This is a genomic window from Sphingomonas albertensis (genome assembly GCF_014358075.1).
In the GTDB taxonomy this organism is placed as follows: domain Bacteria; phylum Pseudomonadota; class Alphaproteobacteria; order Sphingomonadales; family Sphingomonadaceae; genus Sphingomonas; species Sphingomonas albertensis.
Window position 1 is genome coordinate 1 of the sequence record NZ_JACONT010000049.1, and the last position, 26,137, is coordinate 26,137.

General features: G+C 65.9%; 23 protein-coding genes and 1 tRNA gene. 15 read left to right on the forward strand and 9 right to left on the reverse strand.

The window, feature by feature from the left end; genetic code table 11:
- Nucleotides 1-5: 5 nt before the first annotated feature.
- On the reverse strand, nt 6-1,598 hold the full coding sequence (locus tag H8S47_RS16930; RefSeq protein WP_187504954.1) for a long-chain fatty acid--CoA ligase: 1,593 nt from the start codon (nt 1,596-1,598) through the stop codon (nt 6-8).
- 18 nt (nt 1,599-1,616) lie between these two features.
- Nucleotides 1,617-5,135, reverse strand: a complete 3,519-nt coding sequence (dnaE, locus tag H8S47_RS16935) for a DNA polymerase III subunit alpha (protein ID WP_235983010.1) — start codon at nt 5,133-5,135, stop codon at nt 1,617-1,619.
- Between the two features lie 150 nt (nt 5,136-5,285).
- Between dnaE and H8S47_RS16940 the strand changes: the two genes are divergently transcribed.
- Nucleotides 5,286-5,873 (forward strand): HdeD family acid-resistance protein, encoded by a 588-nt coding sequence (locus tag H8S47_RS16940; RefSeq protein ID WP_187504956.1) that lies wholly within the window; start codon nt 5,286-5,288, stop codon nt 5,871-5,873.
- Between the two features lie 232 nt (nt 5,874-6,105).
- Here the strand turns inward: H8S47_RS16940 and H8S47_RS16945 are convergent, their stop codons facing one another.
- From H8S47_RS16945 to H8S47_RS16965, 5 genes are all read right to left on the reverse strand, one after another.
- The gene (locus H8S47_RS16945) at nt 6,106-6,585 is read right to left on the reverse strand and encodes a glutathione peroxidase (protein WP_187504957.1); all 480 of its coding nucleotides are present in this window, start codon (nt 6,583-6,585) and stop codon (nt 6,106-6,108) included.
- Nucleotides 6,586-6,600: 15 nt separating this feature from the next.
- A complete protein-coding gene (locus tag H8S47_RS16950) occupies nt 6,601-7,191 on the reverse strand; it encodes a GNAT family N-acetyltransferase (protein ID WP_187504958.1) in 591 nt (196 codons plus the stop codon).
- Nucleotides 7,188-7,901, reverse strand: a complete 714-nt coding sequence (locus H8S47_RS16955) for an ABC transporter ATP-binding protein (protein WP_056055918.1) — start codon at nt 7,899-7,901, stop codon at nt 7,188-7,190. Before H8S47_RS16955 ends, H8S47_RS16950 begins: the two co-directional genes overlap by 4 nt.
- Nucleotides 7,894-9,147, reverse strand: coding sequence for a lipoprotein-releasing ABC transporter permease subunit (locus H8S47_RS16960; protein WP_187504959.1), 1,254 nt, complete (start codon nt 9,145-9,147; stop codon nt 7,894-7,896). Before H8S47_RS16960 ends, H8S47_RS16955 begins: the two co-directional genes overlap by 8 nt.
- Nucleotides 9,148-9,834: 687 nt before the next feature.
- A tRNA-Ser gene (locus tag H8S47_RS16965) sits at nt 9,835-9,924 on the reverse strand.
- A gap of 156 nt (nt 9,925-10,080) precedes the next feature.
- On the opposite strand from H8S47_RS16965, the gene hspQ reads away from it, so the two are divergent.
- The 4 genes from hspQ (at nt 10,081) to H8S47_RS16985 (ending at nt 12,114) form a co-directional block, all read left to right on the forward strand.
- The gene (gene hspQ, locus H8S47_RS16970) at nt 10,081-10,476 is read left to right on the forward strand and encodes a heat shock protein HspQ (protein ID WP_187504960.1); all 396 of its coding nucleotides are present in this window, start codon (nt 10,081-10,083) and stop codon (nt 10,474-10,476) included.
- Between the two features lie 266 nt (nt 10,477-10,742).
- Entirely contained in the window at nt 10,743-11,090 is a 348-nt protein-coding gene (gene rplU / locus H8S47_RS16975) for a 50S ribosomal protein L21 (protein WP_107963253.1), read from the forward strand.
- Nucleotides 11,091-11,103: 13 nt separating this feature from the next.
- A complete protein-coding gene (rpmA, locus tag H8S47_RS16980; RefSeq protein ID WP_056055842.1) occupies nt 11,104-11,394 on the forward strand; it encodes a 50S ribosomal protein L27 in 291 nt (96 codons plus the stop codon).
- 174 nt (nt 11,395-11,568) lie between these two features.
- Nucleotides 11,569-12,114: a GNAT family N-acetyltransferase gene (locus H8S47_RS16985; RefSeq protein WP_328805590.1), complete on the forward strand. Its 546-nt coding sequence runs from the start codon at nt 11,569-11,571 to the stop codon at nt 12,112-12,114.
- 278 nt (nt 12,115-12,392) lie between these two features.
- Here H8S47_RS16985 and H8S47_RS16990 read toward each other — a convergent pair whose 3' ends face one another.
- Nucleotides 12,393-13,262: a metal-dependent hydrolase gene (locus H8S47_RS16990; protein WP_187504961.1), complete on the reverse strand. Its 870-nt coding sequence runs from the start codon at nt 13,260-13,262 to the stop codon at nt 12,393-12,395.
- 63 nt (nt 13,263-13,325) lie between these two features.
- Here H8S47_RS16990 and H8S47_RS16995 point away from each other — a divergent pair, with 63 nt between their 5' ends.
- The 9 genes from H8S47_RS16995 (at nt 13,326) to lptG (ending at nt 23,541) form a co-directional block, all read left to right on the forward strand.
- Nucleotides 13,326-13,925 carry a TetR/AcrR family transcriptional regulator gene (locus tag H8S47_RS16995; RefSeq protein ID WP_187504962.1) on the forward strand — a complete coding sequence of 200 codons (600 nt, stop codon included), beginning with the start codon at nt 13,326-13,328 and terminating at the stop codon, nt 13,923-13,925.
- A 66-nt stretch (nt 13,926-13,991) separates the two neighbouring features.
- Nucleotides 13,992-15,038, forward strand: a complete 1,047-nt coding sequence (gene obgE, locus H8S47_RS17000; protein ID WP_187504963.1) for a GTPase ObgE — start codon at nt 13,992-13,994, stop codon at nt 15,036-15,038.
- Between the two features lie 151 nt (nt 15,039-15,189).
- The gene (gene proB, locus H8S47_RS17005) at nt 15,190-16,287 is read left to right on the forward strand and encodes a glutamate 5-kinase (RefSeq protein ID WP_187504971.1); all 1,098 of its coding nucleotides are present in this window, start codon (nt 15,190-15,192) and stop codon (nt 16,285-16,287) included.
- Nucleotides 16,288-16,378: 91 nt separating this feature from the next.
- Nucleotides 16,379-17,290 carry an NAD-dependent epimerase/dehydratase family protein gene (locus tag H8S47_RS17010; protein WP_187504964.1) on the forward strand — a complete coding sequence of 304 codons (912 nt, stop codon included), beginning with the start codon at nt 16,379-16,381 and terminating at the stop codon, nt 17,288-17,290.
- A gap of 59 nt (nt 17,291-17,349) precedes the next feature.
- Nucleotides 17,350-17,595, forward strand: coding sequence for an acyl carrier protein (locus tag H8S47_RS17015; protein ID WP_055880859.1), 246 nt, complete (start codon nt 17,350-17,352; stop codon nt 17,593-17,595).
- Nucleotides 17,596-17,722: 127 nt separating this feature from the next.
- Nucleotides 17,723-18,985, forward strand: coding sequence for a serine palmitoyltransferase (spt, locus tag H8S47_RS17020; protein ID WP_187504965.1), 1,263 nt, complete (start codon nt 17,723-17,725; stop codon nt 18,983-18,985).
- Between the two features lie 199 nt (nt 18,986-19,184).
- Entirely contained in the window at nt 19,185-21,149 is a 1,965-nt protein-coding gene (locus H8S47_RS17025; protein ID WP_187504966.1) for an ATP-binding protein, read from the forward strand.
- An 89-nt stretch (nt 21,150-21,238) separates the two neighbouring features.
- Nucleotides 21,239-22,444, forward strand: coding sequence for an LPS export ABC transporter permease LptF (gene lptF / locus H8S47_RS17030; RefSeq protein WP_187504967.1), 1,206 nt, complete (start codon nt 21,239-21,241; stop codon nt 22,442-22,444).
- Complete coding sequence (lptG, locus tag H8S47_RS17035) at nt 22,441-23,541, forward strand: LPS export ABC transporter permease LptG (protein WP_187504968.1); 1,101 nt, start codon at nt 22,441-22,443, stop codon at nt 23,539-23,541. The genes lptF and lptG overlap by 4 nt, the downstream gene beginning before the upstream one ends.
- 86 nt (nt 23,542-23,627) lie before the next feature.
- Here lptG and H8S47_RS17040 read toward each other — a convergent pair whose 3' ends face one another.
- Nucleotides 23,628-24,743 carry a fatty acid desaturase family protein gene (locus tag H8S47_RS17040; protein WP_187504972.1) on the reverse strand — a complete coding sequence of 372 codons (1,116 nt, stop codon included), beginning with the start codon at nt 24,741-24,743 and terminating at the stop codon, nt 23,628-23,630.
- Between the two features lie 174 nt (nt 24,744-24,917).
- On the opposite strand from H8S47_RS17040, the gene H8S47_RS17045 reads away from it, so the two are divergent.
- Nucleotides 24,918-26,069, forward strand: coding sequence for an N-acetyltransferase (locus H8S47_RS17045; protein WP_187504969.1), 1,152 nt, complete (start codon nt 24,918-24,920; stop codon nt 26,067-26,069).
- The last annotated feature ends 68 nt before the right edge of the window (nt 26,070-26,137 follow it).

The window sequence follows — 26,137 nt, forward strand, 5'->3', positions numbered from 1 at the left end:
GGACGTCAGGCGGCGGCTAGTTCGAAATCCTTGAAGCGTTCTCTTAGGGCGGTTTTGAGGAGCTTGCCTGTCGCCGTGTGCGGCAGGTCTTCGACGAAGACGATCGCGTCGGGGAGCCACCATTTTGCGACGTGCTTTGACAGGTGCTCGCGGATCGCGGCTTCACTCACGTCGCTGCCGGGCTTGCGGACCACCAGCAGCAGCGGGCGCTCGTCCCATTTGGGATGATGCACCCCGATCGCCGCTGCCTCCGCCACCCCCGGACAGCCGACTGCGGCGTTCTCTAGGTCGACCGAGCTGATCCATTCGCCGCCGGACTTGATGACGTCCTTCGAGCGATCGGTGATCTGCATCGTGCCGTCGGCGTGGAGCATCGCGACGTCGCCGGTGTCGAACCAGGATTCACCGTCAACCGCGTCCTCGTCGGCGCCGAAATAGCGTTGGACCACCCAGGGGCCCCTCACCTGCAACCTGCCGGCGACCTTGCCGTCGCGGGCTAGCACCGTGCCTTCGTCGTCGATGATGCGGAGTTCTATGCCGAACGGGACGCTGCCCTGCTTGCCGACGAGGTCGAGCTTTTCCTCGTGGCTCATGTCCTCCCAGTGCGGGGGTGCGAAGCCGGCGGTGCCGATCGGCGAGGTCTCGGTCATGCCCCAGAGGTGCTTGACGGTCGCGCCCATGCCCATGATCCGCTCGATCATCGCGCGCGGCGCGGCCGAGCCGCCGATCGTGACCAGCCGCAGGTGCGCGGGCGCGTCACCGGTCGCGTCCATGTGGCCGAACATGGCGAGCCAGACGGTCGGCACGCCGGCGGAGTGAGTGACCTTCTCGTCGTTCATCAGGCGGCACAGCACGGCCGGATCGTTGACGGCCGAATAGACGACCTTCGCCCCCGAGAGCGCACAGGCGAACGGCAGCCCCCAGGCGGCGGCGTGGAACATCGGCACGACCGGGAGCACGACGGCGTTGGGGGAGAGATCGAACACCCAAGGCGCGACCTCGGCCATCGCGTGGATCAGCGTCGAGCGGTGCGTATAGAGCACCCCCTTCGGATTGCCGGTGGTGCCGCTGGTGTAGCAGAGCATGCACGGATCGCGCTCGGGGCCTTCGACCCATTCATAGTCACCGTCCTCGGCGTCGAGCAGCGCCTGGAAGCCGTCGGGTCCCAGGTCATCGAAGCAGATGAAATGGCGGATGCTGCCCCACTGCCCCCGAAGGCGATCGACGAGCGGCTGGAACGCCTTGTCGTAGAGCATCACGCGGTCTTCGGCGTGGTTGGCGATGTAGACGAGCTGTTCGTCGAACAGCCGCGGGTTGATCGTGTGGATCACGCCGCCCATGCCGATCGTGCCGTACCAGGCGACGAGGTGATGCGCGTGGTTCATCGCCAGCGTCGCGACCCGGTCGCCGGGCGCTACGCCGAGCTTTTCGAGCGCTTGGGCCAGTTTGCGGGCGTCGCGCGCGATGCCGGCCCAGTTGGTGCGCGTCTCGCGACCATCCGCCCAGTAGCTGACGAGTTCCCGCGCGCCGTGTTCGCGTGCCGCGTGGTCTATCAGGCGGGGAACACGAAGCTCGAAATCCTGCATTCCACCCAGCATTCATGCTCTCCCAAGCTGTTAACCGACCAGAGCGAGCCTCGTTTCCGAGGTCTTCATCTCCACCTTGGCGACACCGTGCAACGACTCGATGTGCTCGACAAGCTCTCCGTCGAGCAGGAAGTCGCGACCCAGGAGGATGCAGACCTCGCCGTCGGGGAGTTGCGCGCGCGCGCGAACCACGCCGCGCGCGCCGCGGTGTTCGGCAAGCAGCGACGCGAGGCCGGCGAACGCGGTCATCTCGGAGATCGTCACGACCACCTGGAAGCGTGCGAGGTTGGCGAGGCCTCCGAACGGCTGGATACGCTTGATGCTGACGCGGGGCGTGTCCTCGCCAGGCTTGCGGTCGAGCTCGACGGTGATTAGCCCGCAGCCGCCGGCTTTTGCCGCTTCCTCGAGATCCTTCGAGACCTGGTCGTCGAAGCAGGTCGCCATGAACTGGCCGCTGGCGTCGGAGCATTGCGCCATCATGAAGCGCTTGCCGCGTGCGGAGGTGCGATAGCGCGCGTCCTCGACGAGCACCGCCATCGTCGCGCCGGCGCGGCTGCCGTCGTCGGGGATGTTGAGCTCGGACAGCGCGGTGTAGGCGCGCGCGCCGTGGCTGACCGCGATGTGGCGGTGGCGATCGACCGGGTGCGCGGAGAAATAGAAGCCGAACGCCTCCTTCTCCTGGTCCATGCGCTGGCTGAGCGTCCAGCGGACCGAGGGGGGGAGCTTGATCGCGTCGCCGGCGGGTTCCGCATCACCGAACAGGCCGCCCTGCCCGCTGGTCTTCTGCTCGTGCGTGCGCGCGGCGATCGCGAGGATCGTCTCGGCGGTAGCGTGGATGCCGGCGCGGTTCTGGTCGAGGCCGTCGAACGCGCCGGCGGCGGCGAGCGTTTCGAGCTGGCGCTTGTTGAGGAGGCGTGGATCGACGCGCTTGGCGAGATCGTCGAGACCGGCGAACGGGCCGTTCTGAACGCGCTCGACGATGAGCTTCTCCATCGCGCCTTCGCCGACCGATTTCAGCGCGCCCAGCGCGTAGCGAACAGCAAGATTGTTTCCCCGCGAAGGCGGGGACCCAGTCTGGGCACCCGCCTTCGCGGGTGAACACTCTGCTGGTTGGGCGTCAGCATCCGCCAAGACCTCGACATCGAACTCGGCCTGGCTGGCGTTGATGCAGGGCGGCAGCGCGGTGATGCCGAGACGGCGCATGTCGTCGGTGAAGATCGCGAGCTTGTCGGTCTGGTGGAGGTCGTAGCACATCGAGGCGGCGAAGAATTCGTGCGGGTGGTGCGCCTTCAGCCATGCGGTCTGGTAGGCGAGCAGCGCATAGGCCGCGGCGTGGCTCTTGTTGAAGCCGTAGCCGGCGAACTTGTCGATCAAGTCGAACAACGCGTTCGCCTCGGCCTTCTTGATCCCGTTGACGCTCAGGCACCCCTCGACGAAGCCCGCGCGCTGCGCGTCCATCTCGGCCTTTACCTTCTTGCCCATCGCGCGGCGCAGCAGATCGGCGCCGCCGAGCGAGAAGCCGGCCAGCACCTGCGCGGCCTGCATGACCTGTTCCTGGTAGACGAAGATCCCGTAGGTCTCGGACAGGATCGGTTCGAGCAGCCGGTGCGGGTAGTCGATCGCCTCGGTGCCGTTCTTGCGGCGGCCGAACGACGGGATGTTGTCCATCGGGCCCGGTCGATAGAGCGACACGAGCGCGATGATATCGCCGAAATTGGACGGACGGACGGCGGACAGCGTGCGGCGCATGCCCTCCGACTCGAGCTGGAACACGCCGACGGTGTCGCCCTTTTGCAGGAGCGCGTAGACGCCGGCGTCATCCCATTCGAGCGCCTCGAGATCGACCGTCACGCCGCGCTTGGCGAGCAGTTGCACTGCCTTCTGGAGCACCGAGAGCGTCTTGAGCCCGAGGAAATCGAACTTCACGAGGCCGGCACCCTCGACATACTTCATGTCGAACTGCGTAACGGGCATGTCGGAACGAGGATCGCGGTATAGCGGGACTAGCTGCGCCAAGGGCCGGTCGCCGATGACCACGCCAGCGGCGTGCGTCGACGAGTGGCGCGGCAGGCCCTCCAGCTTCATCGCCAGATCGAGCAGTTTCCGCACGCCGTTGTCGTTGGCGTATTCCTTCGCAAGCTCGCCGACGCCGTTCAGCGCGCGTTCCAGCGTCCAAGGGTCGGTCGGGTGGTTCGGGACCAGCTTCGCGAGACGATCGATCTGGCCGTAGCTCATCTGCAGCACGCGGCCGGTGTCCTTGAGCACCGCGCGCGCCTTCAGTTTTCCGAAGGTGATGATCTGGGCGACCTGATCGCGGCCGTATTTCTCCTGGACGTAGCGGATCACCTCGCCGCGGCGGGTTTCGCAGAAATCGATGTCGAAATCGGGCATCGACACGCGTTCCGGGTTGAGGAAGCGTTCGAACAGCAGGCCCAATTTGATCGGATCCAAGTCCGTGATCGTCAGCGACCAGGCGACGACCGAGCCTGCGCCCGAACCACGGCCCGGGCCGACTGGGATATCGTGATCCTTCGCCCATTTGATGAAGTCGGCGACGATCAGGAAGTATCCGGGGAAGCCCATCTGGACGATCACGTCGACCTCGAACGCGAGGCGCTTGCGGTACACATCGCGCCAGCCGTCTTCGCCTTCGCCGTGGAGTTCGGTGATGCGGGCGAGGCGTGCTTCGAGGCCGGCTTCGGCGTCGTCGCGGAGGAGCTTGGCCTCGCCCTCGATGTCGCCGGCGAGGCTGGGGAGGATCGGTTTGCGATACGGCGCCATCACCGCGCAGCGCTGTGCGACGACGAGGGTGTTCGCGATCGCCTCGGGCAGGTCGGCGAACATCTCGTGCATCACCGGTGCGGGCTTCATCCAGGCTTCGGGGCAGCTGCGGATGCGGTCCTCGGTCTCGACATAGGTCGAATGCGCGATGCAGAGCATGGCGTCGTGCGCGTCGCCGAACGCGCTCTCGGTGAAGCAGCACGGGTTGGTCGCGACCAGCGGCAGGTTGCGCTCATAGGCGATGTCGATGAGGTCGGTTTCGGCGGCCGTCTCGATCGCGTCGTTGCGACGCGAGAGCTCGATGTAAAGGCGGTCGCCGAACAGCCCTTGCAGGCGGTCCAGGTAAGCGCGCGCGCGGTCGGGCTGGCCTTCCGCGAACAGTCGGGCGAGGCCACCCTCGCCGCCTGCGGTCAAGGCGATCAGACCGTCGGTGTGGCGTTCGAGCGCGGCGAAATCGACATGCGCGGGCATCTCGATCGGGCGGTCGAGATGCGCCATCGAGACGAGCGCGCAGAGGTTGTCGTAGCCGGTCATGTTCTGCGCGTAGAGCGCGATCCAGTCGAACTGCGTCGCGACGCTGTCAGGCATGTCTGGGCGACCGACGCCGAGCATCACGCCGATGATCGGCTGCACGCCGTCCTTCTTAGCCGCGTCCGAATAGGCCATCGCCGCGTAGAGCCCGTTGCGATCGGTCAGCGCGGCGGCGGGGAAGCCCAGCGCGCGCGCCTGCTTGGCGATCGCCTTCGGATCGATGGCGCCGTCGAGCATGGTGTAGCAGGAGAAAACGCGGAGGGGGACGTAACCGGAATGCATCGACCAGAGGTAGGCGCTGCGGCGTGATTCGACCAGCGGGGATGAGTCCGATCGGAACCCCGGACACGACGAGCCGTTGCGGCGGGGACTTCTGGGAGCTTTATCATGACCGATCCACGCGGGCGCTTCGCCGAGACTGAAACGACGGCGGCGGGGACGCCTCGGGCGGGCGCTGGCTGGGGTTGGATACTGGCATACGGCGTACTGTCGGCGGTGCTTGGGATCATGGCGTTCGCGTCGCCGTTTTCCGCGACCTATGCCGCGACGTTGGTGATCGGGGCGTTCCTGATTGCCGCCGGGATCGTGTCGATCGTGTCGGGGTTTGCCGGCAAGGGGCATGAGGGGCGCGGCTATGCTATCGGGTTCGGGCTGGTGTCGCTGGTGATTGGGCTGATTATGGCGTTCGAGCCCGCGACCGGTGCGATATCGCTGACGTTGCTGATTGCGGTTTGGCTGGGGGTTCGTGGGGTGTTGGAGATCGGGCTCGGCGCGCGGTTTCGTCGGGGCAAGGGGTTGATGATCGCGCTGGGGGTGGTGAACATCGTGCTGGCGGTGATCGTTCTGGCGACGCTGCCTTGGTCGGCGTTGACGTTGCCGGGGTATGTGCTGGGGGTAAGTTTCCTGTTTGGAGGGGTGACTTCGGTTGCTTCGGCGCTGGCGCATAAAAAGGGGGCGTCGGCGTTTTCGGTGTAAGCGCGATGTTCTCCCGCGAAGGCGGGAGTCCAGTCTGGGCCCCCGCCTTCGCGGGGGAACAAGCTTTCGACTGAATGAGCCCCTGCATCCCCTCGAACGCCACCCCGGCGAAGGCCGGGGCCCAGTTGGGGGACGTTGCCAACTCAAGACCGCGCTCCGTTACTGCGACCTTTCCAACTGGGCCCCGGCCTTCGCCGGGGTGGCGGCAGATGCGGGGCGGCGCCTCTGAGGGTTACAGCAGCTTCTCGATCTCCTTGCGGATGTCCTCGGGCTTGGTGGTTGGGGCATAGCGGTCAACGACCTTCCCATCCCGCCCAACCAGGAACTTGGTGAAGTTCCACTTAATCGCCTTCGACCCCAGCACGCCTGGCGCATCCGCCTTCAACCGCTCGAACAGCGGGTCCGCCCCTGCCCCGTTCACATCCACCTTCGCAAACACCGGGAACGTCACGTCGTAGGTCAGCGTGCAGAAATTCGCGATTTCTGCGGCATCCCCGGGCTCCTGCGCGCCGAACTGGTTGCAGGGAAACGCCAGCACCTCGAAACCCCGATCGGCATAGTCGCGATGGAGCGCCTCCAGCCCCTCATATTGCGGCGTAAAGCCGCATTTCGAGGCGGTGTTGACGATCAGCAGCACCTTGCCGCGATAGGGTTCGAGCGACGCCGCGCTGCCGTCGGCGGTCTTCACGGTGAAGTCGGTGATCGCGGTCATAGGCGGGGCTTCCAGTCAGGCGGCGTGTCGGGCCAGCAGATATGCCAGGTTTTGGCGCACGCCCGGCCATTCGTGGCGGAGGATGCTGTAGACGACGGTGTCGCGCAAGCGGCCGTCGGCCATGACTTGGTGCCCGCGCAGGACGCCGTCGCGCTTGGCGCCGACGCGTTCGATCGCGCGCTGGGAGTTCTTGTTGAGCGAATCGGTGCGGATCTGGACGCATTCGCAGCCTAGCGAATCGAAGGCGTGGCGAAGCAGCATAAGCTTCGCTTCGGTGTTGACGCCGGTGCGCTGGACGGACTTGGCGTAGAAGGTGCCGCCGATTTCGAGTCGCTTGTTACCCTCGTTCATCCGCATGAACCGCGTGGTGCCGACAACCACTCCATTCGCCACCACCGCGAACAGTCGCGCCCGCCCGAAACCCTGCTCGCGCAATGCCGCGGCGAGCCAGCGGTCGGGCGCCTTCATCATCGACACGTTCGCGTAGAACGTGTCCCAGAGGTTGTCCGCCGACGCCGCCGCGACCAGCGCGTCCATGTCGTCGGCGACCAGCGGGCGGAGCGTGACGTGACGCCCGGTGAGCGTCGGCGTCTCGCCCCAGGTCACGCCAGCCGTCCCTCGTGAAGCCGCAGCACGCGGTCCATCCGCGCCGCGAGCCGCTCGTTATGCGTCGCGACCACTGCGGCGGTGCCCTGTTCGCGGACGAGGCGGATGAACTCGGCGAAGACGATGTCGGCGGTATGCTCGTCAAGGTTGCCGGTCGGCTCGTCGGCCAGCACCAAAGCCGGCTTGTTGGCGAGCGCGCGGGCGACCGCGACGCGCTGCTGCTCGCCGCCGGAGAGTTGGCTCGGGCGGTGCGTGAGGCGGTGGCCGAGGCCGAGTTGGGTCAGCAATTCCGCCGCCCGCCGGTCCGCCTCGACGCGCGTCGCGCCGTGGACGAGCTGCGGGAGGACGACGTTCTCGGTCGCGTTGAAGTCCGGCAGCAGGTGATGGAACTGGTAGACGAAGCCGAGGCTGTCGCGGCGCACGACGGTGCGCTCATGCGCGTTGAGCTTGGCCGCCTCGGTACCGGCGATCCTGATCGACCCCTGGAAGCCGCCTTCGAGCAGCCCGACGGCTTGCAACAACGTCGACTTACCCGAGCCCGAGGGCCCGAGCAGCGCGACGATCTCGCCCGGTGCGATCGCGAGGTCGACACCACGCAGCACGTCGATGGTCGCGCCGCCCTGCGTGAAGCTCTTGGTCAGCCCGCTGGTCTGGAGGACGTAATCGTCGAACTTCTCGATCTGGCGATCGATTCTGAGGCCTTCATTCATAACGCAGCACCTGCACGGGGTCGGTACTCGCCGCTTTCCAGGCCGGATAGAGCGTCGCGAGGAAGCTGAAGACCAGCGCCATCAAAGCGATCACGATGATCTCGACGGGGTCGGTCTTCGATGGGAGTTCGGTCAGATAGCGGATCGAGGGATCCCAGAGATTCTGGCCGGTGACGAGCTGGACGAAGTTCACCACGCCCTGCCGGTAGAACAGGAAGATGAAGCCGAGCACGAGCCCCGCGACCGTGCCGAGCGCACCGATGGTGGTACCGACGACGATGAAGATCCGCATCATCGAGCCGCGCGTCGCGCCCATCGTGCGCAGGATCGCGATGTCGCGCGTCTTGGCGCGGACCAGCATGATCAGCGACGACAGGATGTTGAACACCGCGACCAGGATGATGATCGACAGCACGGTGAACATCGCGACCCGCTCGACCGCGAGCGCCTCGAACAGCTGCGCGTTCATCGTCCGCCAATCGGCGATCACCGCACGCCCGCCGATCTTGTCGCCGAGCGGTTTCAGGATTTCGCCGACCTTGTCCGGATCGACCGTATTGATCTCGACCATGCCCGCCGCATCGCCCATCAGGAGGAGCGTCTGCGCGTCCTCGATCGGCATGAAGATATAGGCCTTGTCGTAATCGTAGACGCCGATCTCGAAGATCGCGGCCACGGTATAACTGACGATCCGCGGGACGGTGCCGAACGGCGTCGTCTGGCCTTGCGGGCTGAACAGCGAAATGTCCGAGCCGACCTGCGCGCCGAGCGATTCGGCGAGCCGCGAGCCGATTGCGATGCGGCCGCTGCCCGGGGTGATCGACTGGAGCGAGCCCATCAGCACCTTGCTGCGGATCGTCGAATTGCCACGAATGTCGCCGATGCGCATGCCGCGCACCAGCACCGCCTCGGCACGACCGTTATAGGTGGCGGCGAGCGGTTGTTCGATCAGCGGCAGCGCGCTCGTGACGCCCGGCGTCGCCCGCGCCTGGTTCGCGATCTCGCGCCAGTCCGGCAACCCGCGCCCGCCGATCGGCTGGATGACCGCATGACCGTTGAGCCCGACGATCTTGTCGAACAGTTCGGCGCGGAAGCCGTTCATCACGCTCATCACGATGACGAGCGCGGCGACGCCGAGCATCACCGCGACTAGGCTGATCGAGGCGACGAGGAAGATGAACGCCTCGCCCTTGCCCGGCAGCAGATAGCGACGGGCTATCATCCGTTCGTAGCGGGACAGGATCATGGGCGGCCGGGTTCGATCGTTAGGGAGACTATGCTGCGGCTCTAGGACGCGTCCCCGCGCGAGGCAACACGTGCGAGACGGCGGGCGGGGTGGCGCGCGCGTGTGGAGGGAGCGGGGATCGCGGCGTCATGGGTATGATCTCGGCCGATGGCTAGATTGGTATGTTGCGTAATCGCCACAGGGCTTATCCAATCGTGCCGCCGGACGCGCAAATACCGTGACAAAGCCCGCTGACATAACTAGCAAAAACCTCGCTGAGACACAGGCAACGGCCGTGGTTCGGGGACTGCTTTTACGCCGCACCAAAGGTGCTGAGCGAAAGCACAAAAATGGGGGCTGACGAGCGATCGTCACGCAGGCGCCCGGATCGGCAACGGTCCGGGCGTTTGCTTGTCTGGGACAGTTTCTGGCTCGAGCTATACTTTACGACATCTCTGGCTTTGGCGTTCGATGCCACTATTGCGCCGTCATCCTGATGAAAGTCGGGACCCGGAGCCCAATAGAATTGCGCGCGTTACTTTCACGCCCGACTTTCGCCAGAACGACGCGCGTGGCCATGAGCGCGAGTGCGCATCACCCAGAGCAGCGAGGGCTTGCACGCGACCCGCTGATATTGCCAGCTAGGTGCGGCCCACGGTCGAGCGCGGGCGCCCGGCGGGGATTTATCCGGCGATGTCAGCAAGTAAATGGCGGAGAGGGTGGGATTCGAACCCACGGTACCCTCGCGGGTACGCCGCATTTCGAGTGCGGTACATTCGACCACTCTGCCACCTCTCCGCAGGTCATCCAAAGGCGCTGCGAACAGTCCCTCCGATCGGTCGAAGCGCGGCCTCTAATGAAGTGACCCTGGGGACGCAAGCGGATTTCGAGCTTGCGGGCACCGTCCGGCGCGTTTTCCTTGTGCGGCGCAAAACAGACCCTAAATTGGCCGATATGCCCCGACACGACAGTATCGCTCACAACATCACGAGCCCGCTTATCCCCGCCGAGGTGGTCGCGCCACCGATCTCGCATGCGAACTTCTCGATCGGCGACGTCGTGCGGCACCGGCTGTTCGATTTCCGCGGGGTGATCTTCGACGTCGATCCGGTCTTCGCGAACAGCGACGAATGGTATGCCGCGATTCCGGAGGATATCCGTCCGCGCAAGGACCAGCCCTTCTACCATCTGCTCGCCGAGAATATGGAGTCGAGCTACGTCGCGTATGTGAGCCAACAGAATTTGGTGCCGGACGACAGTGACGAGCCGGTCGACCATCCGGCGATCTCGGGGTTGTTCAGCGAGTATGCGGACGGCCGGTATGCGCTGCGCCAGGTTCACCGGCACTAGGGCGAATCGCGCCTTCGTTATGTCGGGCGTGTTCCGGCATCCACCGCTGTACCCGATCACTGGCCGTTGATTCGCGGCGCCGTGGACCCCGAAACATGCCCGGGGTGACGGAGAGCATGACGACGTCGCTGTGTTTAGCCCACGCTAAACCGCCCTTCCCCCGCCCCTTCGCGGTTGACAACTCGCCCCCCCTCGCTTAGCTGCCCGGCTTCTCCCGGCGGACCCTGCGTTCGTGGGGCACATGTATTTGGAAAGTGACAAGGGCCATGTTCGCAGTCGTGCGCACGGGCGGCAAGCAGTATCGCGTCGCCGCCGGAGATAAGATCGTCATCGAGAAGATCGAGGGCGATGCAGGTGCGTCGGTGACGCTGGGTGACGTTCTGCTGGCGGGCGAAGGCTCCGAGCTGCGGTCCGTCGAGGGCTTCGTCGTCGCTGCAGAGATTATCGCGCAGGCGAAGGCGGACAAGGTCATCGTCTTCAAGAAGCGTCGTCGTCATAACTATCGTCGTAAGAACGGCCATCGCCAGCAGCATACGATCCTGAAGATCGTCAGCGTTGGTGGCCAGACCGCCAAGAGCAACGAGGGCGACACCGCCCCGGCCGCTCAGGCATAAGGAGTAGCTTCAGATGGCACATAAGAAAGCAGGCGGCTCTTCGCGCAACGGTCGCGATTCGGCCGGTCGTCGCCTCGGCGTCAAGAAGTTCGGTGGCCAGGCGTGCGTCGCCGGCAACATTCTCGTGCGTCAGCGCGGGACGAAGTTCTACCCGGGCACCAACGTCGGTATTGGTACCGACCACACGCTGTTCGCGCTGGTCGATGGCCGCGTCGTGTTCAGCCAGGGCAAACTCGGGCGCAAGTTCTGCTCGGTCGAGCTGGCAGCGAACGACACTGCCGACATGGCAGCAGCAGCCGAATAACATCGGGTAACCATCCGGGTTGCCCACCAGGGTGACCCGGGTCGCGAAAGCGAACCTGAACAAGGGAGACGGGTCACCCCGGCTCCCTTTTTTATTGCTCCCTCCACGCGGCTGTCGCGGTCCCGTCATCCCGACGTGGCATGCGCGCAGCCAATGACGCGATAGGAGAGAGCCGTGTTCGCGCGCACCAAGAGACTGACGTTGCGGCCGGGTTGGCCGGAAGATGCGCCTGCACTGGCGCGGGCAATCGGCCATGAGTCGGTGGTCGCCAAGCTGGCGCGGGCGCCCTGGCCGTATACGCTGGGGGATGCCGAGGCGTTCCTGGCGCAGCCGCGTGGGCCGCACGATCCCCATTTCATGATCGAGACGATGGAGGCGGGCACGCCGCGACTCGTCGGCGGGATCGGTATCCGCGCGGCGGATGCGGGGCATGAACTCGGCTATTGGCTGGCGCCGGACGCCTGGGGTCGCGGCTATGCGACCGAGGCTGGCGAGGCGGTGGTGGCGATAGCGCGGCATGCGCTGGGGCTGCGGCGGCTGGATGCGTTTCATTTCGTCGATAACCCGGCGTCGGGGCGTGTGCTGGCGAAGCTCGGGTTTCGGCCGACTGGGCGGGTTGAGGCTCGGACCTCGCGGGGGCGGGGTGGGGAAGCGCCTGCGGTGATGTTCGAGCTGGATCTGGATGACGATCGATGTGCGCCGATGCCTTTGGCGGCGTAAGTCGGGGGCGCCTCCATTGAACGAACAGCGCCACCCCGGCGAAGGCCGGGGCCCAATTGGAAACGTCGCAGTAACGAAGCGATGTCCTTCGTCAGCAACGTTCCCCAATTGGGCCCCGGCCTCCGCCGGGGTGGTGCACCTCGTTATGGGGCGGCAGACTCTTACTGTTCCCCCGCGAAGGCGGGGGTCCAGGAACCACAGGCGGTGTCGTTTGGTATCCTGGGCTCCCGCCTTCGCGGGAGAACTAGGAAAGGGGGGAGAAGCCCGGAGTCCGGGGCTCAGGCCACCGCTACCGCCCGCTTCGCAACGGGCAGCACCGCCGCCCCATACTCGCTCTCCGCCAAGCCGATCAGCGCGCGGTCGTCGTGCTTCCACGGGTGGAACCCCGGCAGGAAATACGCCGCCCACACACCCACGATCTTGCGCGCCATCCCCGGATTGCCGAACGCGTACCACGCCATCCGCGCCCACACCTTCGGCCCGGTCAGCCCGTCCTGCCGCAACAGTTCCGCCATGCCCCGCGCGCGCCCGTTGAAGAACCGCCATGTCGTGATCAGCATCACCAGCGACTTCACCCGCCAGCGCGTAAACCGCGGCCAGTCGCGAGTCGCGTGCAGCCACGTGTCGTACGCGACACCCTTGTGCTCGATCTCCTCGGCGGCATGCCACAGCCAGAGCGCCGCCGCCTGCTCGTCGCCACCGCGCAGATGATTCGGGTTCGCGATCAATTCATGCGCGAGCATCGCGGTGAAATGCTCGAGCGCGGTGGTGGCCGCCAGGCTCGCAATCTCCGGGCGCCCCTTGGTCAGCGCCAGCGCCGCGTCGACGTCGGCGATCAGTGGCGCGACGTCATAGCCCTGGTCGGTCACGTGGCGGTTGAAGGCGACATGCTCGCGCGTGTGGATCACCTCCTGCTTGATGAAGGCGTTGATCTCGGCGTGGAGTTTGGGCGGCGTGCCCTCGCGGAACTTCCGCACGCTGTCGACGAAATAGCCCTCGCCCTTCGGAAACGTCACCGACAGCGCGTTGTAGAAGGCGGTCGCGATGGGATCGTCGTTCAGCCACCAGCGGCGAATCACTGCACCGCGACCGAAGCGGCGGTCGCGCGGGGTGATCGTCAGATCGACAGGCGTGGTTGCTTTCGCCACGGAAACCTCCAAACAGGAATGAACACTCGTTACTTACATTGATGTAAATAGGGTTCCCGGTCCGTGACGTCAACACCGCGCAAGCGCCTCTCCCCAACCGAATCGCGCGAAGCCGCCGTCGAGGCAGCGCGCGCCCTGCTTGTCGAGAGCGGCCCCAGCGCGGTCACGCTGAAGGCGGTCGCCGGCAGGGTCGGACGGACGCACGCCAATCTGCTCCACCATTTCGGCTCGGCCGAAGCGCTGCATACCGCGCTGATCACGCGGATGGCGGCCGACATCGTCGGGACGATCGGCGCCGCGGTGCTGCGCGTGCGGGCGGGCGAACTGGACCCGCGTGAGGTGGTGGAGATGACCTTCGACGCGTTCGGCAAGGGCGGCGCGGGCGCGCTGGCGAGCTGGATGATCCTGTCGGGCAACACCGATGCGCTCGATCCGATCATGGCGGCGATCCACGACCTCGTCGATGAACTCGCGGGCGGCGAACTGCCCGGCACGCGGCCGATCCAGGAACAGACCCTGACGCTGGTCCTGATGGCGCTCGGCGATGCGCTGATGGGGGCGCCGATGGCGCGTGCGCTTGGGCTGCCGGTCGGGAAGGCGCGCGAACTGGCACTCGATGCGCTGCTCGCCAGCAAGGACGCCGCCGCCCCCACCACCTGCTGACCCGCTCGAATCGCGAGGCGAATCGCAGAGGGTGGAGATTTTCGCCAATTTCGCTATGGGGCGGCGATGCATTTTCTAGACCAAGCCAAGATCTACGTACGTTCGGGTGAGGGCGGCCCCGGTGCCGTCAGCTTCCGCCGCGAGAAATATATCGAATATGGCGGCCCCGACGGCGGCAATGGCGGCAAGGGCGGCGACATCGTGTTCGAATGCATCGCCGGCCTGAACACGCTGATCGACTTCCGCTACACGCAGCATTTCCGCGCGCCACGCGGCTCGGGCGGGTCGGGTTCGAACCGCACCGGCGCGGGCGGCAAGGACCTCGTGATCCGCGTTCCGCTCGGCACGCAGGTGTTGTCGGAGGACAAGGAAGAGGTGCTGATCGACTTCACCGAGGTCGGCCAGCGCGAAGTGCTGTTCCGTGGCGGCGATGGCGGGCGCGGTAACGCGAGCTACAAGACGTCGACCAACCGCACCCCGCGCCAGCACGGCACCGGCTGGCCGTTCGGCGAGGCGTGGGTCTGGCTGCGGCTGAAGCTGCTCGCCGATGCGGGGCTTGTGGGCTTGCCGAATGCGGGCAAGTCGACCTTCATCAACCAGGTGACGAACGCGCAGGCCAAGGTCGGCGAATACGCCTTCACGACCACGCGCCCGCAGCTGGGCGTGGTGCGCCACAAGCAGCGCGAGTTCGTGGTCGCGGATATTCCGGGGCTGATCCAGGGTGCGGCCGAGGGTGCGGGGATCGGCGATCGGTTCCTGGGGCATATAGAGCGGTGCCGGGTGCTGCTGCATCTGGTCGATGCGAACGACGCCGATGTCGCGGAATCGTACCGGATCGTGCGCGACGAGCTGGAGAATTACGGCGAGGGGCTCACCGACAAGAAGGTGATCGTCGCGCTGAACAAGATCGACATGCTCGATCCGGAACTGATCGCGGCGTTGTCGGCGGAACTGGCCGAAGCCAGTGGTGCCGAGGTGATGGCGATTTCGGGGGCGAGTGGCGCTGGGATCGAGGCGGTGCTGGACCAGCTGATCGAGGCGATCGGGCCGGCGCCGGGTGCGGCGAAGGAACTGGAAGAAGGCGAAGTGCCGGTCGCATGGTCGCCGCTGTAGGCGCTGGCTTAGCCCTCTCCCCAGCGGCAAGAGGGACGGTTCCAGATTTCTCCCCTCCCGCTTGCGGGAGGGGTCGGGGGAGGGCTTTCTTGCCGACAGGTCACGCCCGCCCCTCCCCTAACCCCTCCCGCAAGCGGGAGGGGAATGCGTGATGTTTCCACCGTCGTCTTGCGCTCGGCTGATCGTGAAGATCGGGTCGGCGTTGCTGGTCGATCCTGATGGGAGCGTTCGGCGGGAGTGGCTGACCGGGCTCGTCGCCGACATTGCCGCTCGGACTGGCGACGGCCAGCAGGTCGCGATCGTGTCGTCGGGCGCGATTGCCCTCGGCGCGCGGCGGCTCGGTCTCGCCAAGGGTGGCCGCGCGAGTCTCGAAGACGCGCAGGCCGCAGCCGCCACCGGCCAGATCGCGCTGAGCCAAGTCTGGGCAGAACTCCTCGCCGCGCAGGGCCTGAACGCGGCGCAGATGCTCGTGACGCTCGACGATCTCGAAGACCGCCGCCGCTATCTCAACGCCGCCGCGACGCTCAACCGGCTGTTGTCGCTGAAAGTCGTCCCGGTCATCAACGAGAACGACAGCGTCGCGACCGAGGAAATTCGCTTCGGCGACAATGATCGTCTCGCCGCACGCGTCGCGCAGGCGGCCGGCGCGCAGGGCGTGATCCTGCTCTCCGACGTCGACGGGCTCTACACCGCGAACCCCCACACCGACCCGTCCGCGACTCATATCGCCAGCGTACCCCGGATCGATGCAGTAGCGGGGATGGCGGACGACGGGTCGGGTTCCGGCATGGGCTCGGGCGGGATGGCGTCGAAGATCGCCGCGGCGCGGATCGCGACCGGCGCGGGCATCCCGCTGGCGATCGCGTCGGGGCGGATCGATCATCCGCTCTCCACCCCTGCCCGCCACACGATCTTCAACGCCGAACGCACCGCGTCCGCGCGGAAGGCGTGGCTGGCGGGCGGCCTTACGGCGAAGGGTGCGATCCATGTCGATGCGGGCGCTGCGGCAGCGCTTGGCCAGGGTCGGAGTTTGCTGGCCACCGGCGCGACTCGAATCGATGGCGCCTTCATGCGCGGCGATCTGGTGACGATCGAAGGACCAAACGGGACGGTCGCGCGCGGGCTCGCCGAGTATGATGCGGCGGATACCGCGCGTCTGCTCGGCCGCCATAGCGACGATCATGCGGCGATCCTCGGTTACGCTCCGAGATCCGCGCTGGTGCACCGCAATCATTTGGCGCTCGTATGACCGGCCAAGCCTTGTTCACCCGCGAAGGCGGGTGCCCAGTCTGGACACCCGCCTTCGCGGGTGAACAGTCTTCGATCTCGAGGACGCTGTAATGATCCTGGCTATAACCGGCGGCACCGGGTTCGTCGGGAGCCATTTGATCGACCACGCGCTCGAGATGGGCCACACCGTCCGCGCGCTCGCCCGCAAACCGCAGGCCAAGCGCATCGGCGTGACCTGGGTTGAGGGCGCGCTCGATCGGCCCAAAAGCCTCGCGACGCTGGTCGAAGGCGCCGACGTGGTTATCCATGTCGCCGGTGTGGTCAACGCGCCCGACCGCGCAGGCTTCGGCAAGGGCAATATCGCCGGCACCGAAGGCATCCTCCAGGCAACGAAGCACGCCGGTATCCGCCGCTTCGTCCATGTCTCCTCGCTCGCCGCGCGCGAGCCAGCGCTGTCGAACTATGGCTGGTCAAAGGCCGAGGCGGAGACGCGCGTGCAGATATCCGGGCTGGACTGGACGATCGTCCGCCCGCCCGCGATCTTCGGCCCCCGCGATCTGGAGCTGCTCGATGTCTTCAAGGCGGCGCGGTCGGGCTACATACCGATGCCCCCCGCCGGCACGCGCGTCTCGTTGCTCTACGTCGAGGACCTGACAGCGCTGTTGCTTGCGCTCGCCGAGAGTGCCGACGCGCCGTCGATCATGGAGCCCGATGACGGCGTACCCGACGGGTGGGACAATCGCGATTTCGCGCGCGCGATCGGCGTGGCGGTGAACGGGGCGGTGGGCAGGTCGGTCAAAGTGTTCTCCACGCCCCGCGCGCTCCTGACGCTCGCATCCGCCGCCGACCGCCTCGTGCGGCGCCGCAAGGCCAAGCTCACGCGCGACCGGGTCAGCTATTTCTGCCATCCCGACTGGGTCTCGCACAAGCCGCCGCCGCCCGCGCTCTGGACGCCTTCGGTCCCGACCCCACAGGCGCTCGCGCAAACCGCCGCATGGTATCGCGCCGCGGGGCTGCTATAGCGCCGAAAAGCCGCCGCAATTCCCTGTCAGGACTGCGTGGCGATACCGGAAGGATTACGATGAGCGACCGCCAGCAGATCTACGACACCGTCACCGCGCAGATCGAGCCGTTCAATAAAAAGGGCGTTGCGCTGACCGATGCGACGACGTTCCAGGGCGACCTGGAGTGGGACAGCCTGACGGTCATGGATTTCGTCGCCGCGATCGAGGACGAATTCGACATCATCATCACGATGAACATGCAGGCCGAGATCGAGACCGTCGGCCAGCTGGTCGATGCGGTCGCGAAGTTGAAGGCCGCCTAACACTACCCTCCCCCGTTCGCCCTGAGCGAAATCGAAGGGTGGCCCCGTGAGGCGAGGCTTCGACTTCGCTCAGCCCGAACGGGGTGGGGGGAAAGACGACACATTCCAACATCATGGAATCGATAGAATGACCGAAGCCGCCACCACTGCCCACGCCCTGCCCGTCGACGCTCCCGAGTTCGCGCCGGAACGCGATCTCATGTCGAAATTCGACGCACTGATCGCCGAACGCGAGGCGCTGATCGCCAGTGGCGTGCGCAATCCGTTCGCGATCGTGATGGACGAGGTGAAGGGCCCAACCCAGGCGGTGATCCGCGGCAAGGATACGATCCTGCTCGGCACCTACAATTATATGGGCATGACGTTCGACCCCGACGTCATCCAGGCGGGCAAGGACGCGCTCGACGCGTTCGGGTCGGGCACCAACGGCAGCCGGATGCTCAACGGCACCTTCCACGATCATATCGACGTCGAACAGGCGCTCCGCGAATTCTACGACATGACCGGCGCGATCGTGTTCTCGACCGGCTACATGGCCAATCTCGGGATCATCTCGACGCTCGCCGGCAAGGGCGAATACGTCATCCTCGACGCCGACAGCCACGCCTCGATCTACGACGGCTGCAAGCAGGGCAACGCCGAGATCGTCCGCTTCCGCCACAACGACGTCACCGATCTCGACAAGCGGCTCGGTCGGCTGCCGAAGGAAGCCGGCAAGCTGGTCGTGCTCGAAGGCGTCTATTCTATGCTCGGCGACATCGCGCCGCTGAAGGAGATGGTCGCGGTCGCCAAGAAGCATGGCTGCATGGTGCTGGTCGACGAGGCGCATTCGATGGGGTTCTTCGGCCCCAACGGACGCGGCGTGTACGAGGAGATGGGGCTGACCGACGAGGTCGATTTCGTAGTGGGGACGTTCTCGAAGTCGGTCGGCACGGTCGGCGGGTTCGTCGTGTCGAACCATCCGAAGTTCGAGATGGTGCGGTTTGCGTGCCGTCCGTACATCTTCACCGCCTCGTTGCCGCCGTCGGTGGTCGCGACCGCCGCGACGTCGATCCGCAAACTGATGACCGCGCACGACAAGCGCGCGCAGCTCTGGAAGAATGCTCGCCGGCTGCATGGTGGGCTGAAGGCGATGGGCTTCAAGCTCGGTACGGAGACGTCCGATTCGGCGATCATCGCGGTCATCCTCACCGACCAGGAACAGGCGATCGCGATCTGGCAGTCGCTGCTGGAGGGCGGTCTGTACGTGAACATGGCGCGCCCGCCCGCGACTCCTGCGGGGACGTTCCTACTGCGCTGCTCGCTGTGTGCGGAGCATACCGACGAGCAGATCACGACGATCCTCGGTATGTTCGAGGCCGCCGGGCGTGCCGTCGGGGTGATCGGCTGATTCCCGATCCTCCCCCGTCAGGGGGAGGTGGCGCCGAAGGTGACGAAGGGGGAGGACACGGAACAGCGGTGATCGCTTTCCTCCCCTTCCGTCTGGCAAGTGCCAGCCACCTCCCCCTGGCGGGGGAGGATCGGAAGGGCCTCCTCGCAAAAATCGAAATCATTGCGCACTCGCGACGGCGCGCTAGGGTGCGTTCGTGATGCGAAGCGAGGCCCAGACCGCGGCCCTGGGGGGCGGAGCGACCTGGCGGACCGTCACGCTGGTCGTGATGGGGCTGCTCGGCGCGGCGGTGCTGGTCGCCCTGATCGTGACGCTCGGCAACGCCAACCGCGCGCGCGACCGAGCGCTCGAATTGCAGGCACACAGCTATGACGTGATGATCCTCGCCCGCACGCTGTCGGGCACGATCGCGCGGTCGGAAGCGTCGCTGGGCCGCTACGTCATCAGCGGCGACAAGCAGCTGGGGCAGCTCTATTTCGACGAATGGCTGCTGGCGGGTACGCAGATCGACCGGCTCGACCGGATCACCAACGACAATGCCGAACAGCAACCGAGGATCGACCGCCTCCGCGCCGCCTACGACGCACGCGGGCAGGAGCTGTCGCTGACCGCGCTCAACACGAGCTACGGCAAGAACGGGCAGGCACTCGCGCGCTATTACCAGGCGCGGAAGGCGCCGACGCTCATCGAGATCAACAAAACGCTCGACACACTCATTGCCGGCGAGCGTGCGTTGCTTGACCAGCGCACGGCGGCGGCGATGGGGTCGGTCGAACGATCGAGCTGGGTCGCAGGCGTGCTCGCGGTGTTCGGCGTGCTGATCGTGCTGGGCGCGATCCTGCTCGGCTGGTTCACGATCAACGCGGTCGGCGAGCGCGCCACTGCACTGGCCGACGCCGAACTGGAGCGCGAGCGCGCCGACGAGCTGACCGCCGCGGTCGCCACCGCCACCGCCGAGCTGCGCGTGCAAGAGGCCAAATTACGCCAGATCCAGAAGATGGAAGCGGTCGGCCAGCTTACTGGCGGGATAGCGCACGACTTCAACAACATGCTGGCGGTGGTGCTGGGCGGGCTGGAGCTTGCCCGGCGCAGCGTCGCCGCCGATCCGATGGCTGCCCGTCGACACATCGACAGCGCCACCGAAGGCGCGAACCGGGCCGCCGCGCTCACCCGCCGTCTGCTCGCCTTCAGTCGCGAAGACTCGCTGAAGCCCGAGACGATCGAGGCCGCCGCGCTGGTCGCCGGGATGTCCGACCTGCTCGACCGGACGCTGGGCGATGCGATCACGCTGGTGGCGCGCGACGAGGCCGCGGGCTGTTGCGTGCGCGCCGACCGTGTCCAGCTGGAGAACGCGGTCCTCAACCTTGCGGTCAACGCGCGCGATGCAATGAACGGCCGCGGCACGCTGACGATCGTCACGGGCGCCACGACGCTGGCGTCGGAGCAGGTCGGGCGGTGCGCGGCAGGCGATTACGTGACGATCATGGTTGCGGACGATGGCTGCGGGATGACGCCCGACGTTGCCGACCGCGTGTTCGAACCGTTCTTCACCACCAAGGATGTCGGCAAGGGCACCGGGCTCGGGCTCAGCCAGATCTTTGCGCTGGTCCAGCAGTTGCAGGGCGAGGTCAGCATCGTCTCGGCCCCGAGTGAAGGGACCGCCGTCACGCTCTATCTGCCGCGCGTTGCAGACGTCGTGCCTGCCCTCGTACCCTTATTGCCGACGGAGATCGTACCCGCTGCACCGCCGCCACCCGCGATGCTCGACATCCTCGTCGTCGAGGACGATCCGCGCGTACTGACCGCAACGATCGGCGCATTGGAGGAGATCGGCCACCGCGCGATCCCGTGCGACGATCCGCTTGCCGCCCCCGCGTTGCTGGCGGCGAACCCGGCGATCGGGCTGATCATCTCCGATGTGCTGATGCCGCACCAGACGGGGCCCGAGATGATCGCGGCGCTCTCCCCGCTCTATCCGCATATCGCCGTGCTGTTCGTTACCGGCTTTGCCGGCGAGGTGAACGTCGCGCAGTTCGGCGGCCACGACGTGTTGCGCAAACCCTTCACGCTGAACGGCCTGGAACGCGCGGTGGCGACGGCAATGGCAGCGGATCGCAGCGCCTCTACGGCTGCCGCGCAGTGCGACCCTATCGCTGCGGAATGATCGTTCACTGACGCGGCGCGATAGGGGATGACGCCCCGCCCCGGCCCCTCTATACCCCGGCGACCCAGCAGACCGAGCCCATCCCGCGCATGAAATCCATCGACCGCTACATGGCCCGGCTGATCGCGGTGCCGCTGTTCTCGACGCTGCTGATCGCCGTCATGCTGTTCGTGCTCGATCGTATGCTCGGGCTGTTCAATTTCGTCGCGACGCAGGGCGGTCCGATCAGCGTCGTGTGGCGGATGCTCGCCAATCTGCTCCCCGAATATCTCGGGCTCGGCATTCCGATCGGGTTGATGCTCGGCATCCTGCTCGCCTTCCGCCGGCTGTCGACCTCGTCCGAGCTCGACGTGCTGCGTGGCGTCGGCATGAGCTACAACCGGCTGCTGCGCGTGCCGTATATGTACACGATCGCGCTGGCGCTGCTGAACCTCGCGATCGTCGGATACGTCCAGCCGATCGCGCGCTATTATTATGAGGGCCTGCGATTCGAACTGCGCACGGGTGCGCTCGGCGCGTCGATCAAGGTCGGCGAGTTCACCAATCTTGGCTCGCGGATGACGCTGCGGATCGAGGAGAGCAAGGACAAGGGCCGCGAGCTGTCGGGCATCTTCGTCCATGCATCGACCCAGACCGGCGACTGGCTGGGCGTCACCGCGGAGAAGGGCAAGTTCCTCGCGACCGACGATCCCAACGTCATCATCTTCCGCCTCGCCAACGGCACGCTCGTCCACGACAAGCCCGATTTCAAGACGCCGCGCGTGTTGACCTTCACCAGCCACGATCTGCCGATCAACCTGCCCAAGTTCGAGAGTTTCCGTGTCCGTGGCGGGCGCAATCTCGAATATACGCTGCCTGAGCTCGCCAAGCAGGGTCAGCGCGGCGCGACGCTGGAGCAGCGTGACGGCAGCCGGTCGGAGTTCCACTTCCGCCTTGCCGAAGTCGCGACGATGTTCCTGTTGCCGCTGCTCGCGCTCGCGCTCGGGGTGCCGCCCAAGCGATCCTCGTCGGCGCTGGGCGTGTTCCTGTCGATCGTGATGATCGTCACCTATCACAAGGTGAACCAATATGCCGCGGACGTCGGCGAACTCGGGCGGATCGACCCGATCATCGCGCTGTGGGTGCCGTTCACGATCTTCGCCGGGCTGATCCTGTGGATGTATTACACCATCGCCTACGTCCCCGGCGGGCAGCCGATCGGCGCGCTAGAACGCGTCTTCTCGAAGACGTTCAAGGCCATCATCAAGCGCATTCCGGGCTTCCGGCCTAAGTCGCAGACGAGCAAGACCGCATGAAAACCGTCAGCTTCTTCCCGTCGCGCACGGTCGCAATCTACATGGGGCGGATGTTCCTGGTGCGGACGTTCGCCGTGTTGGCCGCGCTCGTGCTGGTGCTCCAGGCGCTCGACCTGTTGAGCGAGTCGGGGGACATCCTGGCCTATCCCGGCAATGGCGACGCGCAGATCTGGCAATATGTCGCACTGCGCGTGCCGCAGATCGTGTCGCGGTTCCTGCCGTTCTCGGTGCTGCTGGGGACGATCCTGACGCTGATCACGATGAACCAGAACAGCGAGATCGTCGCGCTGAAGGGCTCGGGGCTGTCCGCGCACCAAGTGCTCGCACCGCTGCTGGTGGCGAGCTTCGGCGTGGCGATAATCAGCTTCGCGTTCAACGACCGGGTCGTCGCGCGCTCCACTGCGACGCTGAACCAGTGGCAGAAGGTGAATTACGGCAAGCTGCCGATCGATCGCGGCGACCGCGCGAACGTGTGGGTGCGCGACGGCGACGACCTGATCGAGGTGGCGCAGATCCGCGGGCGCGGCGATGCGACGCGGCTGGGCGGGATCACCTTGTACGATCGTACCGGCGGTAACCTGGTTGCAATCCTGCGCGCCGATCACGGCAAGCGTGCTCCCGGTGGCGGCTGGATGATCGAGCCGGCGACGCGGTTCGACGTGGCGCGTGGTTCGGTCACCAATCTCGGCTCGGTGGTTATCGCGAGGGACGTGCGGCCGGATCAGTTCACGCTGGCGAGCGTCGATGCGGATGGGCTGTCGTTCGGTGCGCTGAAGGCGGCGATCGGCGACCTGTCCGACGCGGGGCGGCCGACCAAGGCGCTCGAGGGCTCGTTGTGGCACAAGCTGTCGGGGCCGCTGTCGTCCGTACTCATGCCGCTGCTGGGGGCGGTGGCGGCGTTCGGTATCGCGCGATCGGGCAAGCTGTTCGTGCGCGCGGTGATCGGGATGGGCCTCGGGTTCGCGTTCTTCGTCGCGGATAACTTCGCGTTGGCGATGGGTAATCTCGGCGCGTATCCGCCGTTCCTCGCCGCGTGGGCGCCGTTCCTGCTGTTCTTCCTTATCGGGGAAGCGGTGCTGATCCGGTCGGAGGAATAGCCGGACGGCGTTTCGCTAATTCTTGTTCTCCCGCGAAGGCGGGAGCCCAGTCCGGGTCCCCGCCGTCGCGGGGAAACAAGCTTAGGTCAGCGCCTGACCATTGTGCTGCGGGCGATCTTGCTCACCAACCCAGGCAACCCCGGATAGCTTGCCTTGTGATACGGCGACATCGCGTCCAGCTCAGCTGAAATCCGACGATGCGCCTCGCCCAGCGCATGATAGGGCAGCCCCGGCAGCAGGTGATGCAGCGCGTGGTATCGCAGCCCGACCGGTGCCCATAGCGCGGGTAGCAACGCCGGCGGCGGCACGTTCACCGTGTCGAGATACTGCGCGGTCACTGTCATCGTCTCGCCGTCATTCTCCCAAAGATGCGCGACGAGCGTGCGGACCTGGTTAAGCACCGCGAACGCCGACGCGACTCCGAGGATCGTCAGGAACGCACGCAGCGGCAGCACGCCCGTCACCGTGATCGCGATCAGCGTGATCGCCCACAGGCTCGCCGCGATCTCGAGGCGGTTCCAATAGGCCTTCGCCTCACCCTCGGGCGCGCGACGACGGAATTGCGGATTGATCGCCAGCGCCGAATAGCGCTCGACCACCATCGTCCGCAGCTTCGGCGAGAGCAGCGACAGTGGCGACAGAATCGCGAACCGGATCAGCAGGGCGATCGGTGCGAGGGCAGACACGACGATGAACAGCGGCAGCGTCCAAGGCTTCATCAGCGCGAGCGGCAGATATTCGGGATCCTCGACCGTGCCATAACGCGTCTTGGCGTGGTGGAGGTTGTGCACGCCCTCGTACATGAACGACGGCGTCAGCATCGGCACGCCGACGAGAATGTTCCAGCCGAGCCGGAAGTTCGGCACCGACGCGTGTTTCATATGGCTGACTTCGTGGATGAAGCTTAGCCCGCGGTACAGCCCGAGCACCGACGCGATCGCGGCGATCACCGTCACCGCCGTCGAGTCGCTCGTCGCCGCCACGAACAGCGCGCCATAGCCCAGCAGCATCGAAGCGATCAGGTCGCCCCAATACACCGCCGGCCGCGGCTTCACGAGATCGCGCGTCAGATCCGCCGCGGCGCGCAGCATCGCCTTATCGTCGGCGATCCTCACGACGCCCGCGCCGGGTGTTGCTGAGGCGCTGGGGTTTGCAGAGGCTGGAGCGGCCGTGCCGCGAGCGAGGCTGAGCGAGGTATCCATGGGCATGTCCATTGCTCGAAGATAGTGGCCGCAGCGTGGCATTTACAGGTTGCGGGCATGTCTTCGCGCGAGGAAACCCGATCACTCTAACCGGCTGCCGCGATGACGCAAGCGTCACTCGCCTTTACGCCGTACGCTGCTAGACACGCGCGACTGGGTTTTCAGGAACGACATATGGCTAAGCTTACGATCCGTCCGGTCGAGACGAAGAAGGACCGGAAAATCTTCATCGATCTTCCGTTCCGACTTTACGCCGACGATCCCAACTGGGTGCCGCCGCTGAAGTCCGAGGCGCTCGGGCTGATCACGCCCGAGAAGAACGGCTGGTTCAGCCATGCCAAAGCGCAGCTGTTCCTCGCGGAGGAGGACGGCCGCGTGGTCGGCCGCATCTCCGCGCACATCGATACGCTCGCGCTGACGATGCCGCCCGAGCAGGGCTTCGGGCCCGGCGTCGGCCAATGGGGCCTGATGGAGGCCGAGCGGCAGGATATCTTCCACGCGCTTCTCGCGCGCGCCGAGGACTGGCTGCGTGAGCAAGGCATGACACGCGCGCTGGGGCCGATCAGCATGTCGATCTGGGAGGAGCCGGGCCTGCTAATCGACGGCTACGATCATCCGCCGACGATCATGATGGGCCACGCCAAGCGCGAATATCGCGGCTGGATCGAATGGGCGCAGTACCGCCCGGTCAAGCAGCTGATGACCTATGAGGTCGACGTCACGAAGCAGTTCCCGCCGATCGTCCAGCGGATCATCAAGTCGGGCGAGAAGAATGCGCGGATCACCGTCCGCAACGTCGACAAGACCAAGTTCGAGGAAGAGGCGGCGATCATCCTGTCGATCCTCAACGACGCGTGGCGCGACAATTGGGGGTTCGTGCCGCTGACCCCTCCGGAGATCAAGGACGTCGGCGTCAAGCTGAAGCCGATCGTGTTCAACGACCTGATCCGGATCGCCGAGCTTGACGGCAAGCCGGTCGCGTTCATGATCACGCTTCCCGACCTGAACGAAGCGATCAAGCCGCTGAATGGCAGCCTGCTCCCGTTCGGGTGGGCCAAGCTGTTGTGGTGGCTGCGCAAGCCCAAGGTGCGGACGGTGCGCGTGCCGCTGATGGGGGTGGTGAAGGAGTTGCAGGCGTCACGGATGGCGAGCCAGTTGGCCTTCATGATGATCGAATACATCCGCCGCGCCTCGGTCGAGCATTATGATGCGAAGCGCGCAGAGATCGGCTGGATTCTGGACGACAACCAGGGGATGCGGTCGATCGCCGAGACGATCGAGAGCCGGGTGAACAAGGTGTACCAGGTTTACGAGCGGACGCTGTAGGGGGGGGGTATTTATGGCGGCGCTGGCGTCTTAGCGGGGCTGACTTCTTTAGGGAGCTTACTTCCCCC

Bases quoted from the DNA above. Each gene is read 5' to 3' on its own strand.
- H8S47_RS16930 (WP_187504954.1), bottom strand. From the start codon at position 1,598: ATGCTGGGTGGAATGCAGGATTTCGAGCTTCGTGTTCCCCGCCTGATA.
- dnaE (WP_235983010.1), bottom strand. From the start codon at position 5,135: ATGCTCGACGGCGCCATCGATCCGAAGGCGATCGCCAAGCAGGCGCGC.
- H8S47_RS16940 (WP_187504956.1), top strand. From the start codon at position 5,286: ATGACCGATCCACGCGGGCGCTTCGCCGAGACTGAAACGACGGCGGCG.
- H8S47_RS16945 (WP_187504957.1), bottom strand. From the start codon at position 6,585: ATGACCGCGATCACCGACTTCACCGTGAAGACCGCCGACGGCAGCGCG.
- H8S47_RS16955 (WP_056055918.1), bottom strand. From the start codon at position 7,901: ATGAATGAAGGCCTCAGAATCGATCGCCAGATCGAGAAGTTCGACGAT.
- H8S47_RS16960 (WP_187504959.1), bottom strand. From the start codon at position 9,147: ATGATCCTGTCCCGCTACGAACGGATGATAGCCCGTCGCTATCTGCTG.
- hspQ (WP_187504960.1), top strand. From the start codon at position 10,081: ATGCCCCGACACGACAGTATCGCTCACAACATCACGAGCCCGCTTATC.
- rplU (WP_107963253.1), top strand. From the start codon at position 10,743: ATGTTCGCAGTCGTGCGCACGGGCGGCAAGCAGTATCGCGTCGCCGCC.
- rpmA (WP_056055842.1), top strand. From the start codon at position 11,104: ATGGCACATAAGAAAGCAGGCGGCTCTTCGCGCAACGGTCGCGATTCG.
- obgE (WP_187504963.1), top strand. From the start codon at position 13,992: ATGCATTTTCTAGACCAAGCCAAGATCTACGTACGTTCGGGTGAGGGC.
- proB (WP_187504971.1), top strand. From the start codon at position 15,190: ATGTTTCCACCGTCGTCTTGCGCTCGGCTGATCGTGAAGATCGGGTCG.
- H8S47_RS17010 (WP_187504964.1), top strand. From the start codon at position 16,379: ATGATCCTGGCTATAACCGGCGGCACCGGGTTCGTCGGGAGCCATTTG.
- H8S47_RS17015 (WP_055880859.1), top strand. From the start codon at position 17,350: ATGAGCGACCGCCAGCAGATCTACGACACCGTCACCGCGCAGATCGAG.
- spt (WP_187504965.1), top strand. From the start codon at position 17,723: ATGACCGAAGCCGCCACCACTGCCCACGCCCTGCCCGTCGACGCTCCC.
- H8S47_RS17025 (WP_187504966.1), top strand. From the start codon at position 19,185: ATGCGAAGCGAGGCCCAGACCGCGGCCCTGGGGGGCGGAGCGACCTGG.
- lptF (WP_187504967.1), top strand. From the start codon at position 21,239: ATGAAATCCATCGACCGCTACATGGCCCGGCTGATCGCGGTGCCGCTG.
- lptG (WP_187504968.1), top strand. From the start codon at position 22,441: ATGAAAACCGTCAGCTTCTTCCCGTCGCGCACGGTCGCAATCTACATG.
- H8S47_RS17040 (WP_187504972.1), bottom strand. From the start codon at position 24,743: ATGGATACCTCGCTCAGCCTCGCTCGCGGCACGGCCGCTCCAGCCTCT.
- H8S47_RS17045 (WP_187504969.1), top strand. From the start codon at position 24,918: ATGGCTAAGCTTACGATCCGTCCGGTCGAGACGAAGAAGGACCGGAAA.